This is a genomic window from Flavobacterium bizetiae (assembly GCF_902804475.1).
In the GTDB taxonomy this organism is placed as follows: Bacteria; Bacteroidota; Bacteroidia; order Flavobacteriales; family Flavobacteriaceae; genus Flavobacterium; species Flavobacterium bizetiae.
The window spans coordinates 1-13,656 of the sequence record NZ_CADCSU010000134.1 but is presented as its reverse complement, the minus strand read 5'-3'; the positions used below and the strand labels follow the sequence as shown (position 1 = coordinate 13,656).

Below are 13,656 nucleotides of genomic sequence, written 5' to 3'. Positions count from 1 at the left end.
AATGAATACCATGCCTTTTTATTTTAACAATTTCAATAACAATTAATTTTGTAATTCTGTACTACAATGCGTTCTTCTATTTTGAAAATAGCAGCAGCTTTATTAATTAATAATGAAAATTCAACAAGTATATTTTTTTTATAAAATATACCCCTCATTAGGGATTAGCTTCACTTAACTTACTTGCTCGCCGAAGTTAAGTGAATGCAATATGCATCTATATCCATTTTTTTTTAATAAGTGCTTACTAATTCAAAATATCATACAAAACAAAGATACAGTGCAAATTCCACAACCGAATGTGCGGTAATTCCCAATTTATTATCCAATTTTTTTCATTGCTGTCATTGATTCTCTCAACCATGCTCCTACTTCTTCGATAGGATGTTGACGAATTTCTTTGTTTACAGCAATTAAAATAGCATTATCTACTCCGTTAGAAGTTGAGAATGGTTTTCCTATAATGTTAGTTTCAACAGTTTTCATGTAATCTGTCAATAACGGTTTGCAAGCATGGTCAAATAAATAACAACCATATTCTGCTGTATCCGAAATAACACGGTTCATTTCAAACAATTTCTTTCTAGCGATTGTATTTGCAATTAATGGTAATTCATGTAATGACTCATAATAAGCTGATTCTTCGATAATTCCTGCTTCTGTCATCGTTTCGAAAGCCAATTCTACACCAGCTTTAACCATAGCAATCATTAAAACTCCATTATCAAAATATTCTTGTTCAGCAATTGGAGCATCAGTTGGAGCTGTTTTCTCAAAATTAGTTTCTCCTGTAGCAGCTCTCCAAGTCAATAAATTTTTATCGTCATTAGCCCAGTCAATCATCATTGTTCTTGAGAATTCTCCTGAAATAATATCATCCTGGTGTTTTTGGAATAAAGGACGCATGATGTCTTTTAATTCTTCAGCAATTTCGTAAGCTTCGATTTTTGCAGGATTAGACAAACGATCCATCATATTTGTGATACCACCATGTTTCAAAGCTTCTGTGATAGTTTCCCATCCGTATTGAATTAATTTTGAAGCATATGCAGGTTCGATTCCTTTTTCTACCATTTTATCAAAACATAAAATAGAACCAGTTTGCAATAATCCGCAAAGGATAGTTTGCTCACCCATTAAATCTGATTTTACTTCAGCAACAAATGATGATTTTAAAACTCCTGCTTTATGTCCTCCGGTTGCTACAGCATAAGCTTTTGCCTGATCTAAACCAAAACCGTTTGGATCATTCTCCGGGTGAACAGCGATAAGTGTTGGTACACCAAATCCTCTTTTGTATTCTTCACGAACCTCAGAACCTGGACATTTAGGCGCACACATAATTACTGTAATATCTTTACGAATTTGCATTCCTTCTTCAACAATATTAAAACCGTGAGAGTAAGCTAAAGTCGAACCTTGTTTCATTAATGGCATAATGGCGGTAACTACAGCAGTATGTTGTTTATCTGGTGTTAAGTTACAAACTAGATCAGCAGTTGGAATTAATTCTTCGTAAGTACCTACTGTAAAACCGTTTTCAGTAGCATTTTTATAAGAAGCTCTTTTTTCAGCGATTGCATCTGCACGTAATGCATATGAAATATCTAATCCTGAATCTCTCATATTTAAACCCTGATTCAAACCTTGTGCACCGCAGCCTACAATGACAACTTTTTTTCCTGCTAATGCTGAAATCCCGTCTGCAAATTCAGATTGCTCCATAAATTCGCAAACTCCTAATTGTTCTAATTGTAATCTAAGTGGTAATGTATTGAAATAATTTGCCATTTTGTTTTTAATATTTAATGAATGTTGTAATTTAATAATTGATTATTATGTAACTAAGATGATACTATTTGAATGTTTCTAATAATGATGAAATCTCCATTTTTTCTTTAGAAACTGATATTCTGCCCGAACGTACAAATTGCATGATGCCGTAAGGTTTAAATTTTGCATATAATTCTTCAATTTCAGAACGTCTTCCTGATTTCGAAATCACGAAGAAATCACGAGAAACAGTTACGATTGTTGCCTGGCTTTCTTTGATGATATTTTGAATTTGTTTTTCATCAAACAACAAACTTGAAGCAATTTTAAACAAAGCATTTTCTAAGTAAATAGTCTCTTCATCTGTGTGGTAAAAAGCTTTTATTACTTCTATTTGCTTCTCTATTTGCCCTACTATATTCTGAACCCATTTTTCAGTTGTGTTTACAACGATAATAAATCTTGAAACATTCTCTATTTCTGATTCTGAAACATTTAGACTTAATATATTAATGTGACGCTTTAAGAATATTCCTGATATTCTATTTAATAAACCCACGTTATTTTCTGAGTATACCGATATGGTAAATGTTTTATCTTCCATTTGTTTTTTAGTTTTATTTGTTTCAATCCCGATAGCTATCGGGACTGAAACCTGAAACTTTTTTTCTTTAGCTTAATCTAATTTCAGAAACACAAGCTCCTGTTGGAATCATTGGAAATACATTATTTTCTTTTTCGACCATAACTTCTAAGAAGTAAGAATCTTTTGAAGCCATCATTTCAGCGACAGCGGCATCAAGATCTTCTCTTTGCGTTACTTTTTTAGATTTAATGTAATATCCTTCTGCGATGGCAACAAAATTTGGATTGATCATATTGGTCGAAGCATATCTGTTATCAAAAAATAACTCTTGCCACTGACGTACCATTCCTAAGAATTCGTTGTTTAGGATAACAATTTTTACCGGAACTTTTGTCTGGAAAATTGTTCCCAATTCCTGAATTGTCATCTGAAAACCTCCATCACCAATAATAGCAACAACTTCACGATCCGGTCTTCCCATTTTAGCTCCAATAGAAGCCGGTAATGCAAATCCCATTGTCCCTAAACCTCCGGAAGTAATATTACTTTTGGTTTGATTAAATTTAGCATAACGGCAAGCAAACATTTGGTGTTGTCCAACATCTGAAACAATAATCGCATCACCATTTGAGTGTTTATTGATCATTTCCATAGTTTCACCCATCGAAATTCCTTTACCATTCGTTGGGTTCAACTCTTCGTTTATAACAGATTCTACCTCTATTTTATGTAATTCTTTAAATTCATTATGCCATAAATCATGTGATTTTGCATCAATTAACGGCAATAATGCATTTAAAGCTTCTTTTACGTCTCCTAAAACCGCTACTTCGGTTTTTACGTTTTTATCGACTTCTGCAGGATCAATTTCAAAGTGAATTACTTTTGCCTGTTTCGCATAAGTACTTAATTTACCGGTAACACGATCGTCAAAACGCATACCCAATGCGATTAAAACATCGCATTCGTTTGTTAGTAAATTTGGTGCATAATTTCCGTGCATTCCTAACATACCAACGTTTAACGGGTGATCTGTTGGCAAAGCCGAAAGTCCAAGGATTGTCCATCCTGCCGGAATCCCGGATTTTTCTATAAATGCTTTTAATTGCTCTTCGGCCTGCCCCAAAATTATTCCCTGACCAAAAACAATAAACGGTTTTTTAGCGCTATTAATCAAAGCAGCAGCTTCGGCCACTTTGTCTAATTTTAATTTAGGAACCGGAACATAACTTCTGATCGCTGTACATTTTTCATAACTAAATTCGAACTCATCAAACTGAGCGTTTTTAGTAATATCAATCAATACAGGTCCTGGACGTCCGGAACGTGCAATATAAAATGCTTTTGCTATAATTTCAGGAATTTGAGAAGCCTCAGTAACCTGAAAATTCCATTTGGTAACCGGAGTCGAAATTCCGATAATATCCGTTTCCTGAAAAGCATCAGATCCTAACAAATGTCTCCCCACCTGTCCGGTAATACAAACCATTGGTGTTGAATCGATCTGAGCATCTGCAATACCGGTGACTAAGTTTGTAGCTCCCGGCCCTGAAGTAGCAATAGCTACCCCAACTTTTCCTGTAGCTCTGGCATATCCCTGAGCTGCATGTGTTGCACCTTGTTCATGACGCACCAAAACATGGTGTAACTGGTCCTGAAATTTATATAATTCGTCGTAAACCGGCATTATGGCTCCTCCCGGATATCCGTAAACCAAATCTACTCCTTCTGCTAATAAACATCTAATAACGGCTTCTGCCCCTGATATTTTCATAGTATATTTTTTTTTCAATGTCAATTTCAATATCAAAATTCAATGGCAATGGCAAAAATTAATTTTTTATGTTTTTATTGTAATTGCTATTGACTTTTGATATTGTAACTGTATTGATTTTTGATTTTTTCTTTGTAAAATTAATTGTCGGTAACGCAACCTGTAGAAGCGCTTGAAACCGATCTTGCATATTTAAGCAAAACTCCTTTTGTAACTTTTAGAGGAGGCTGAACCCAGGCCGCTTTACGAGCTGCGAATTCTTCGTCAGATATCTTCAGGTCGATTGTATTTTTTACAGCATCGATCGCGATTAAATCACCATCTTTTACTAAAGCAATACCACCACCATCATATGCTTCTGGTGTAATGTGTCCTACGACAAAGCCATGTGAACCTCCGGAGAATCTACCATCTGTGATCAATGCACAAGTGCTTCCTAATCCGGCTCCGATAATTGCAGATGTAGGCTTCAGCATTTCAGGCATTCCCGGACCACCTTTTGGTCCACAATACCTGATGACGACTACATTACCCGGTTTAATTTTTCCGGCCTCAAGACCAGGAATTACTTCAAATTCACCTTCAAATACAACAGCAGGGCCTTCGAAATATTCTCCTTCTTTTCCGCTGATTTTTGCTACAGCACCTTCAGAAGCAAGATTTCCGTATAAAACCTGAATATTTCCTGTTGGTTTCAACGCTTTTTGAATTTCATGGATTACTTCTTGTCCGTCTTGTAAATCAGGAGTAGCAGCTAAATTCTCTGCTACAGTTTTTCCTGTTACTGTTAAACAATCTCCATGAATCAATCCAACTTTCAATAAATATTTCATTACAGAAGGAATTCCTCCAACTTCATGAATATCTTCCATCATATATTTACCACTTGGCTTCATGTCTGCCAAAACTGGTGTTCTGTCATTAATTGCCTGAAAATCATCTAAAGTAATTGTAATACCAACAGAATGCGCCATTGCAATTAAATGCATTACTGCATTTGTAGAACCTCCTAAAACTGCTACAATTGTAATAGCATTTTCGAAAGCTTTACGCGTCATGATATCTTTTGGCTTAATATCTTTTTCTAATAAAATTTTAATAGCAGCTCCGGCAGCAAGACATTCGTCTCTTTTTTCCTGACTTAAAGCAGGGTTCGAAGAACTATATGGTAAACTCATACCCAATGCTTCAATTGCAGAAGACATCGTATTGGCAGTATACATACCACCACAAGCACCAGCTCCAGGACATGCATTTTGGATAACTCCTTTAAAATCTTCCGGAGTGATCTCTCCTTTTACTTTTTTTCCTAAAGCTTCAAAAGCAGATACAATATTTAATGTTTCACCTTTCCATTTTCCGGAATGTATAGAACCTCCGTAAACCATCATCGCCGGGCGGTTTAATCTCCCCATTGCGATTAATGCTCCCGGCATATTTTTATCACAACCAGGAATTGCAATTACACCATCGTACCATTGCGCACCTACAACTGTTTCTATAGAATCTGCAATAACATCACGCGAAACCAATGAAAAACGCATTCCTTCAGTACCATTCGAAATTCCGTCACTTACACCAATAGTGTTAAAAATAAGCCCGACCAGATTCACATCCCAAACACCCTTCTTCACATCTTTTGCTAAATCATTCAAGTGCATGTTGCAAGTATTACCATCATAACCCATGCTCACAATACCAACTTGTGCTTTTTTCAAATCTTCTTCAGTTAAACCAATACCGTACAACATCGCTTGCGCCGCAGGTTGTGTTTGATCTTGAGTGATGGTTTTGCTGTACTTATTTAATTCCATTATTGTATTATTTTTTTAAATTTTTATTCAAAAAAAAACCTTCCAGTATTTGGAAGGTTTGTAATATAGTTTTTCAATTATATTTATACCATTCCCGATGCAGATGTGTGAATCACATTGACAACAACGACAGAAGTAATAATAATTGAGATTTGCATCATTTATTTTTTAGTGTCACAAAAGTATGAAAACTTACAGGACTAAAAAAATAAAATCTCAACATTTCACATACTTCTTGTTATTTATTTCATTATTTTAATAAAAAACCTAAACTATTGTCGATTGACCGATATGAACATTGTCATTATTAAAATATAGCAAGTCATCTTTGCTGAAAATAAAATTTGAAACAAACTCCCCTACTTCATTTGTACCGAATTTTGAATCTGGTTTTAAATCAACCGTAACTACTTTGTATTCAATTGCTTTTTCTACAGCTTTGTAAATCACATTTGCTTCTGTAAATAATCCAAAATGCTCTAACAACATTGCTGCTGATAAAATTGAAGCGATTGGATTGGCAATATTTTTTCCTTTTGCCTGTGGATAAGAACCGTGAATTGGCTCAAACAAAGCATTTTTTTCTCCTAAAGAAGCCGAAGCCAATAAACCTATAGAACCTGTAATAACGCTTGCTTCATCTGATAAAATATCTCCAAATAAATTCTCTGTCAAAATCACATCAAATTGTTTTGGATTTAAAATCAATTGCATTGCTGCATTATCCACAAATAAAAAATCTAAAGCTACATCCGGATAACTTACACTCACTTTCTGAACGACTTTTCTCCATAATCTTGAGGTTTCCAAAACATTTGCTTTGTCTACCATTGTTAGTTTTTTACGTCGGTTTTGTGCCGATTTAAAAGCTAAATGTGCAATTCTGGTAATTTCTTCTTCTGAATATTCACATAAATCCGAGGCGTGTGTTCCTTCTTCATTTAATGTTTTAGCTCCAAAATAAGCTCCGCCGGTTAATTCTCTGAAAATAGTAAAATCAGCTCCGTCGATAATTTCTCTTTTTAAAGGAGATGCATCGATTAATGCTTTATAAGGTTTTATAGGACGAATGTTAGCAAACAACCCAAGCTCTTTACGAAGCCTTAATAATCCTTGCTCCGGACGAACTTTTGCATTTGGGTTATTGTCATATTTAGGATCTCCGATCGCGCCAAACAAAACTGCATCTGTGTTTAAACAAAGATTCAGGGTTTGCTCCGGCAATGGGTTTCCTGTTTTGTCAATAGCAATTGCTCCCATGAGAGCCTCTTCAAATACAAATTCATGATTGTACACCTCACCAATAGCGTATAATGCTTTTTTGGCTTGTAAAATTACTTCTGGTCCAATTCCGTCTCCTGGTAAAACTGCTATTTTCAAATTCATAACGTCTCGTTCTTTATGTATTTAAATCCTTATTTTTGTTTCTTCTTTGTTCTATTCTCTTTAATCTATTCTCTTTGTTCTCTTTTTCTGTTTAACTAGCTTCTAATCAAATCACCTTCAATTTTTGAAGCTTCGATAATTTGGTGAATATCTGCATCAATCACTTCTTTTTTGATATCGGCAAATTTCAAAAACTCAACGTATACAATATCTAATTGCACTTTTGTTAATTCGTAACCTACTTTTTTAGCACGGTAAGCTAATGCTGCTCTTCCACTTCTTGCTGTCAGGATGATAGAAGATTCATTAACACCGACATCAAGCGGATCCATGATTTCGTAAGTTGCTCTGTTTTTGATTACACCATCCTGGTGAATTCCAGAACTATGTGCAAAAGCATTTGCTCCTACAATAGCTTTATTTGGCTGAACGATCATTCCCATACTTTCAGAAACCAATCGGCTCATTTCGTTCAATTCTCTTGTATTAATGTTGGTATCAAGATTTAAGTAAGGATGTTGTTTAAAAATCATTACTACTTCTTCAAGTGCTGTGTTTCCGGCTCTTTCACCAATACCATTAATAGTACATTCTATTTGTCTCGCTCCGTTTATAGCTCCTGCGATAGAATTTGCAGTTGCCATTCCTAAATCATTATGACAGTGGCATGAAAGGATTACGTTTTCGATTCCTTTTACGTTTTCTCTCAGGTATTTAATTTTTGCTCCGTATTCTTCTGGTAAGCAATATCCTGTTGTATCAGGGATATTTAATACGGTAGCACCAGATTTTATCACTTCTTCACAAACCTTAGCCAAAAAAGCGTTATCAGTTCGACCGGCATCTTCTGCGTAAAACTCAACATCTTCTACATAAGATTTTGCGTGTGATACAGCATATTTAGCTCTTGCGATAATATCTTCTCTTGTGGTATTTAATTTATGAAGTATGTGAGATTCAGATGTTCCGATTCCTGTGTGGATTCTAGGTCTTTTAGCATGTTTTAAGGCAGCTGCAGCAACATCGATGTCGTTTTTTACGGCTCTTGTTAGTCCGCAGACGGTTGCATTTTCTACAATTTTACAAATCTCAGAGACCGATAAAAAATCGCCCGGGCTTGACACAGGAAAACCTGCTTCGATAACGTCAACTCCCATTTTATCAAGTCGTTCTGCGATAACTAATTTTTGTTTAGTATCTAACTTACATCCTGGAACTTGTTCGCCGTCGCGCAAAGTGGTGTCAAAAATTTGAACTTTCTCTCTATTCATATTCATTTATTTAATGTAATTTCACATCTTGATAACAAATATATATTGTACTTCTTCAGTACGAAATTCATTTTAATGAAATTATACTGTTCATAACACAATTTATAACGTATTAAACAACTAAAAACCAATAAGTTACATTATTATATTTTACAATGGCTAACCATCAAAAAGATTTCTTATTTGTATTAATAAAATCACTTTCTAAATCCGAAAAAAGACAGTTTAAGATTTTTGCAAGCCGTTTAGAGACGAGTTCAAATACGAAATTCATCGAATTATTCAACATCTTAGATAAATCTGAACACTATGATGAAAAGCTTATTTTAAAAAGCGGAATCATAAAAAAAGTACAGTTATCTAACTTAAAATCATACTTATACAAACAAATTCTGGTAAGTATCCGACTGAATATTCCGAGTCAGAACATTCGTTATCAATTGCGTGAACAAATAGATTTTGCCGGTATCCTATATAATAAAGGTTTATACAAACAGAGTTTGAAGATTCTGGACAAAACAAAAATCATTGCGCTCGAAAATGACGAGAAATATATGGCGTATGAAATTGTTGAATTCGAAAAACTAATCGAATCGCAATATATTACGCGAAGTATTCAGGGTCGTGCCGATGAATTGGTGATTCAGGCTAAGGAATTAAATTACCGCAATACCATTTCAAGCAAATTATCGAATTTATCACTTCAGCTTTACGGAATCATGTTAAAAACAGGTTATGTAAAAAATGATGAAGAATACAAATATATTGATGACTATTTCAATAAACATATTGCCAAGCTAGACGAAAGTAAATTTGGTTTCCGTGAGAAATACTGGTTTTATAATGCCAATTTATGGCGAAGTTTCCTGGTTCAGGACTTCTTGGCCAGTTATAAATATGCTTATAAATGGGTGACTTTATTTTATGACAACCCCAATATGATTTACCAGAATCCGGTATTTTTTCTAAAGGGAAATCATTACTTTTTAGAGTCATTATATATGTTGAAATACAAATCGAATTTCAAGAAATATTTATCACTTTTAGAAGAAACAATTCAGGATGAAAAGTTTCCTGTAAATGACAACATAGCATCGCTATCATTTCTATACGTTTATAACAATAAGTTAAACCTTCATATTCTGGAAGGAACTTTTGCCGAAAGCGAATACCTAATTCCTGAAATTTTAGAGAAGATCAAAATACACAGCGAGCATCTTGATGAACATCATGAAATGTTGTTTTTCTATAAAATTGCTTCTATTTATTTTGGAAATGAAAAATACAATGAATGTATTCTTTATTTGGATAAGATCATCAATAACAAGAACTTATCAATGCGCGAAGATTTAATGTGTTTTGCGAGACTTTTGTCTTTGATTGCACATTATGAGTTAGGAAAAGATTATTACTTAGAAAATCATCTTAAAAACACGTATAAGTTCTTATTGAAAATGAATGACTTACACGAAGTTCAAAAAGAGATCATTAAATTTTTAAGAAACCTGAATAATTTTTATCCAGCCGACATTAAGAAAGAATTCAAAAAAATGCACGCTCGTTTCGTAGAGCTCGAAAAAAATACCTACGAAAAAAGAGCTTTCTTGTATCTGGATATTATTTCATGGTTGGAAAGCAAAATCGAGAATCGCAAAATTGCGGATATCATTAAGGAAAAAGCGAAATTGAATAGTCGTTAAGAGTAAAATTCCAATTTTTTAAATTCCAAATTCTAATTGGTTTACGCATAGAGATCTTTGTCAAAGTTTAAAACTTTGACAAAGATTACGAATAACAATATCCTCTAAAAATAATAAACCCGACAGGTTTCAAAAACCTGTCGGGTTTACTTTTAGGAGTGAAATTGTGAGTTTAACTTATTCCTCAGAATATTTTATCTGCAATAACAACAAGTAGAAGTTCCTTGCAAACAAACATCTCCTTTTCCTGGTGTATTTGAAAGAACTCCTCCAGCTTCACCACATAATCTGTCACACAAACCAATTGTTGGATTTACGTACGGAAGTACGCCTCCAAAAATATTTTTTTGAGCATTTTTACTTAGGATTTCAACATTTTTTAGGTTTTTTAAATTTTTCATAAATAGTTTTATTTGATTTGTTTCCTACTCTATTAGCTTTTCGGATTACGCTTTATTTGTTCATTTTCAAATTAATACAATCTAAAATAGAAAAATAAAACGGTAATATTCGTACAAAATATATAATTAACATTAAGAAAAAATTCCAATTTTAAAATTCCAAATTCCAAATGGTTTGCGTTCCACCCTTTGTCAAAGTTTTAAACTTTGACAAAGGTCTTTGCGTAAAGTTATGCGAAATAAAAAAAATCCCAAACTCCAACATAATTGGAATTTGGGATTTTAAAATATTGGAATTTAAAATTATTCCACAATATTAGAACTCGTTACATAAAAATCTTTACTTACTTCAACGGTTCTGTTATTATTGATTGTTTTCTCTGATTTCCATTCTGTAGTTGGTTTTAACCAAATTTCTTCGCCGTTTAAAGTTACTTTTACCGGCATATCAAACTTGGCAACACAATTCGTCCAGTGATATCCAAAAGTTCCGTCTTTAAACATATATTCAAAAACCGGAATTTGAGTAGTCGTTAAATATTGCGCATAAACTCTGTTAAAGTTAATTCCTGATTGTGTATTGATATAATCCTGAATTTGCTTCCCGGTAACCGTTTGGTGATAAAAAGTACTGTTTAAACCTCTTAGAATCGATTTCCATTTAGCATCATCATTAATCACCTGACGAATCATGTGCAGCATACTAGCACCTTTTGGGTACATATCGCCTGATCCTTCATTATTTACATCATAATGACCAATAATTGGTTTATCATTTTTGATTCCTCTTCTACATCCAATTATATATTCTGCAGCAGCATCTTTTCCGTAATAAAATTCCAGAAAAAGACTTTCAGAATAGTTGGTGAAACTTTCATGAACCCACATATCAGCGATATCTTTGTAGGTAATATTATTCGCAAACCATTCGTGTCCTGATTCATGAATAATAATAAAATCGAATTTTAATCCCCAACCGGTTCCGCTTAAATCGCGTCCTAAATAGCCATTTTTATAACCATTTCCGTAAGTTACACTACTTTGATGCTCCATACCTAAATACGGCGCTTCAACCAGTTTATAACTATCTTCATAGAAAGGATAAGGTCCGAACCAGTTTTCAAACGCTTTTAGCATTTTTGGAGCGTCTTTAAATTGTTCTTTGGCTAAAGCCAAATTATAACTCAAAACATAATAATTACAATCTAAATCGCCTTTTTCTCCTTTAAATTTTTCTGAAAAATTAACGTAATCTCCAATATTAATATTTACACCATAATTATTAATCGGATTAGAAACATACCAATTAAAGGTTTTCGTTCCGTCTTTTTCTTTCTTAACGCTTTGTAATCTTCCGTTTGAAACATCAGTCAAATGCCCCGGAACATTTACACTAATCAACATATTTTCTACTTCGTCATACATATGGTCTTTGTTCGGCCACCAAACACTAGCGCCCAATCCCTGACAAGATGAAGCAATAAAATCTTTTCCGTTTTTATCTTTTTTCCACGTAATTCCGCCATCCCACGGTGGATTTACAGCTTCTTTAGGTTTTCCTCCAAATGAAATTACGATTTCTTTCGTCTCGCCTACTTTTTGCGCAGCGGCTAATTCAATAAAAAACGCATTTCCGTCTCTTTCAAATTTCAATTCTTTGCCGTCCTGCGTCACCTTATAGATCTTCATCGGTTCCTGCAAATCTATTTGCATTTTATCATAAGGCGTTAAAACAGTATAGCGAACGGTATTTGAGCCTGTAATCGTTTTTTCTTTCGGATCTACTTTTACATCAAGATGGTAATATTTTAAATCCCACCATGCTCTTTCTTTTGTAATGCTTCCGCGTAAAGAATCCTGATGAGTAAAAACGGTTTCAGACTTATTAAGAAGTCCTTGCGCATTGGCCGTAAAGCCAAACAAAAAGGCGATAAAAACGCCACCAAAGTATTTTTTCATACGAAGTAGATATTTTGTTTTAATCGAAATAACGTAGCGTATTTCATTAACTTAAACTTCAACAAATGTAAACATTCGAATCAAGTTTTGACTCTTTTTACAATCCCGATTCGGAAAATTTATTGTTAAAATTCATTTATTCTTCTGTATTTTAGCCAATAAATTCATTTTAATAATTTTATGAAAATCAGTACGATCCTTGCCGTTTCATCATTTATGTTTTCGACAGTAAATTATTCGCAAACTATTCCAATTCATAAAACAAGCGACAAGATCACTATTGACGGAGATTTATCTGATTGGAAAACACCATTCTTAGGTCCATTTGTGATTCATGATTCTGGAAATAAAGCTTCTCAGGATACTTTTGTTTCACTTTCGTGGAATGATCAAAACCTATACATCGCCTATCGTTCTACTGATTCTAAAATCGTTGGAACGCCTCAAAAAAAAGATTCTCAAATTTTTAATACGGATGATCTGGTAGAGCTTTTTATTGATCCAGATGGTGATGGTCAGAATTATTTAGAAATTGGAGTGAATGCTTTTTCATCCAATTATGATCTATTACTTAAATGTATTTCACCCCTTTGCGGCGGTTGGAATACCGCTATGAATTTTGATATTGCAGGATTAGAAACCGTAAGTAAAATAACTCCTGAAGGTTTTAATACTGAAATTAAGATTCCGTTTTCAAGCCTTAAAACTATTAAAAACGGTAATTTTACTCCACCAAAAGCAGGAACAAAATGGAGAGGGAATGCTTTTAGAATTGATTACGGTAACACAACTGAATATCTTGCATTACAATATTATAAGAGTTTAAAATATGGTTTTCATCAACCGGAAGAATTTGCTGTTTTTGAGTTTATGGAGTAATTTGATTAACGTTAAATCGTGTAATTGTTTAATCGGTAGATACTCTAAGTTTCTTCCGTAATTTAATTTCAAAATAAAGACTTTGTTGGCGTTTCTTTTATATCATAATATTG

At 33.7% G+C, this 13,656-nt stretch carries 10 protein-coding genes; 2 read left to right on the top strand and 8 right to left on the bottom strand.

The features are described from left to right. Nucleotides 1-321 precede the first annotated feature (321 nt). The 6 genes from ilvC to FLACOL7796_RS18630 form a co-directional block, all read right to left on the bottom strand. On the bottom strand, nucleotides 322-1,791 hold the full coding sequence (gene ilvC, locus FLACOL7796_RS18655; protein ID WP_173972252.1) for a ketol-acid reductoisomerase: 1,470 nt from the start codon (nucleotides 1,789-1,791) through the stop codon (nucleotides 322-324). A 64-nt stretch (nucleotides 1,792-1,855) separates the two neighbouring features. Beyond that, complete coding sequence (ilvN, locus tag FLACOL7796_RS18650; RefSeq protein WP_173972251.1) at nucleotides 1,856-2,377, bottom strand: acetolactate synthase small subunit; 522 nt, start codon at nucleotides 2,375-2,377, stop codon at nucleotides 1,856-1,858. Between the two features lie 67 nt (nucleotides 2,378-2,444). Next, nucleotides 2,445-4,133 (bottom strand): biosynthetic-type acetolactate synthase large subunit, encoded by a 1,689-nt coding sequence (gene ilvB / locus FLACOL7796_RS18645; protein WP_173972249.1) that lies wholly within the window; start codon nucleotides 4,131-4,133, stop codon nucleotides 2,445-2,447. Nucleotides 4,134-4,273: 140 nt separating this feature from the next. Then, nucleotides 4,274-5,947 (bottom strand): dihydroxy-acid dehydratase, encoded by a 1,674-nt coding sequence (gene ilvD / locus FLACOL7796_RS18640; protein WP_173972247.1) that lies wholly within the window; start codon nucleotides 5,945-5,947, stop codon nucleotides 4,274-4,276. A 267-nt stretch (nucleotides 5,948-6,214) separates the two neighbouring features. Further along, nucleotides 6,215-7,333 carry a 3-isopropylmalate dehydrogenase gene (gene leuB, locus FLACOL7796_RS18635; protein ID WP_173972245.1) on the bottom strand — a complete coding sequence of 373 codons (1,119 nt, stop codon included), beginning with the start codon at nucleotides 7,331-7,333 and terminating at the stop codon, nucleotides 6,215-6,217. A gap of 95 nt (nucleotides 7,334-7,428) precedes the next feature. Further along, a complete protein-coding gene (locus tag FLACOL7796_RS18630) occupies nucleotides 7,429-8,604 on the bottom strand; it encodes a 2-isopropylmalate synthase (RefSeq protein ID WP_173972243.1) in 1,176 nt (391 codons plus the stop codon). Nucleotides 8,605-8,759: 155 nt separating this feature from the next. Between FLACOL7796_RS18630 and FLACOL7796_RS18625 the strand changes: the two genes are divergently transcribed. Beyond that, complete coding sequence (locus tag FLACOL7796_RS18625) at nucleotides 8,760-10,304, top strand: hypothetical protein (protein ID WP_173972241.1); 1,545 nt, start codon at nucleotides 8,760-8,762, stop codon at nucleotides 10,302-10,304. A 194-nt stretch (nucleotides 10,305-10,498) separates the two neighbouring features. Here the strand turns inward: FLACOL7796_RS18625 and FLACOL7796_RS18620 are convergent, their stop codons facing one another. Both FLACOL7796_RS18620 and FLACOL7796_RS18615 read right to left on the bottom strand, forming a co-directional pair. Next, a complete protein-coding gene (locus FLACOL7796_RS18620; RefSeq protein WP_173972239.1) occupies nucleotides 10,499-10,705 on the bottom strand; it encodes a hypothetical protein in 207 nt (68 codons plus the stop codon). A gap of 303 nt (nucleotides 10,706-11,008) precedes the next feature. Next, nucleotides 11,009-12,664 carry a M1 family metallopeptidase gene (locus FLACOL7796_RS18615; protein ID WP_173972228.1) on the bottom strand — a complete coding sequence of 552 codons (1,656 nt, stop codon included), beginning with the start codon at nucleotides 12,662-12,664 and terminating at the stop codon, nucleotides 11,009-11,011. 180 nt (nucleotides 12,665-12,844) lie between these two features. On the opposite strand from FLACOL7796_RS18615, the gene FLACOL7796_RS18610 reads away from it, so the two are divergent. Next, nucleotides 12,845-13,543 carry a carbohydrate-binding family 9-like protein gene (locus FLACOL7796_RS18610; protein ID WP_173972227.1) on the top strand — a complete coding sequence of 233 codons (699 nt, stop codon included), beginning with the start codon at nucleotides 12,845-12,847 and terminating at the stop codon, nucleotides 13,541-13,543. Nucleotides 13,544-13,656 lie beyond the last annotated feature (113 nt).

Bases quoted from the DNA above. Each gene is read 5' to 3' on its own strand.
- ilvC (WP_173972252.1), bottom strand. From the start codon at position 1,791: ATGGCAAATTATTTCAATACATTACCACTTAGATTACAATTAGAACAA.
- ilvN (WP_173972251.1), bottom strand. From the start codon at position 2,377: ATGGAAGATAAAACATTTACCATATCGGTATACTCAGAAAATAACGTG.
- ilvB (WP_173972249.1), bottom strand. From the start codon at position 4,133: ATGAAAATATCAGGGGCAGAAGCCGTTATTAGATGTTTATTAGCAGAA.
- ilvD (WP_173972247.1), bottom strand. From the start codon at position 5,947: ATGGAATTAAATAAGTACAGCAAAACCATCACTCAAGATCAAACACAA.
- leuB (WP_173972245.1), bottom strand. From the start codon at position 7,333: ATGAATTTGAAAATAGCAGTTTTACCAGGAGACGGAATTGGACCAGAA.
- FLACOL7796_RS18630 (WP_173972243.1), bottom strand. From the start codon at position 8,604: ATGAATAGAGAGAAAGTTCAAATTTTTGACACCACTTTGCGCGACGGC.
- FLACOL7796_RS18625 (WP_173972241.1), top strand. From the start codon at position 8,760: ATGGCTAACCATCAAAAAGATTTCTTATTTGTATTAATAAAATCACTT.
- FLACOL7796_RS18620 (WP_173972239.1), bottom strand. From the start codon at position 10,705: ATGAAAAATTTAAAAAACCTAAAAAATGTTGAAATCCTAAGTAAAAAT.
- FLACOL7796_RS18615 (WP_173972228.1), bottom strand. From the start codon at position 12,664: ATGAAAAAATACTTTGGTGGCGTTTTTATCGCCTTTTTGTTTGGCTTT.
- FLACOL7796_RS18610 (WP_173972227.1), top strand. From the start codon at position 12,845: ATGAAAATCAGTACGATCCTTGCCGTTTCATCATTTATGTTTTCGACA.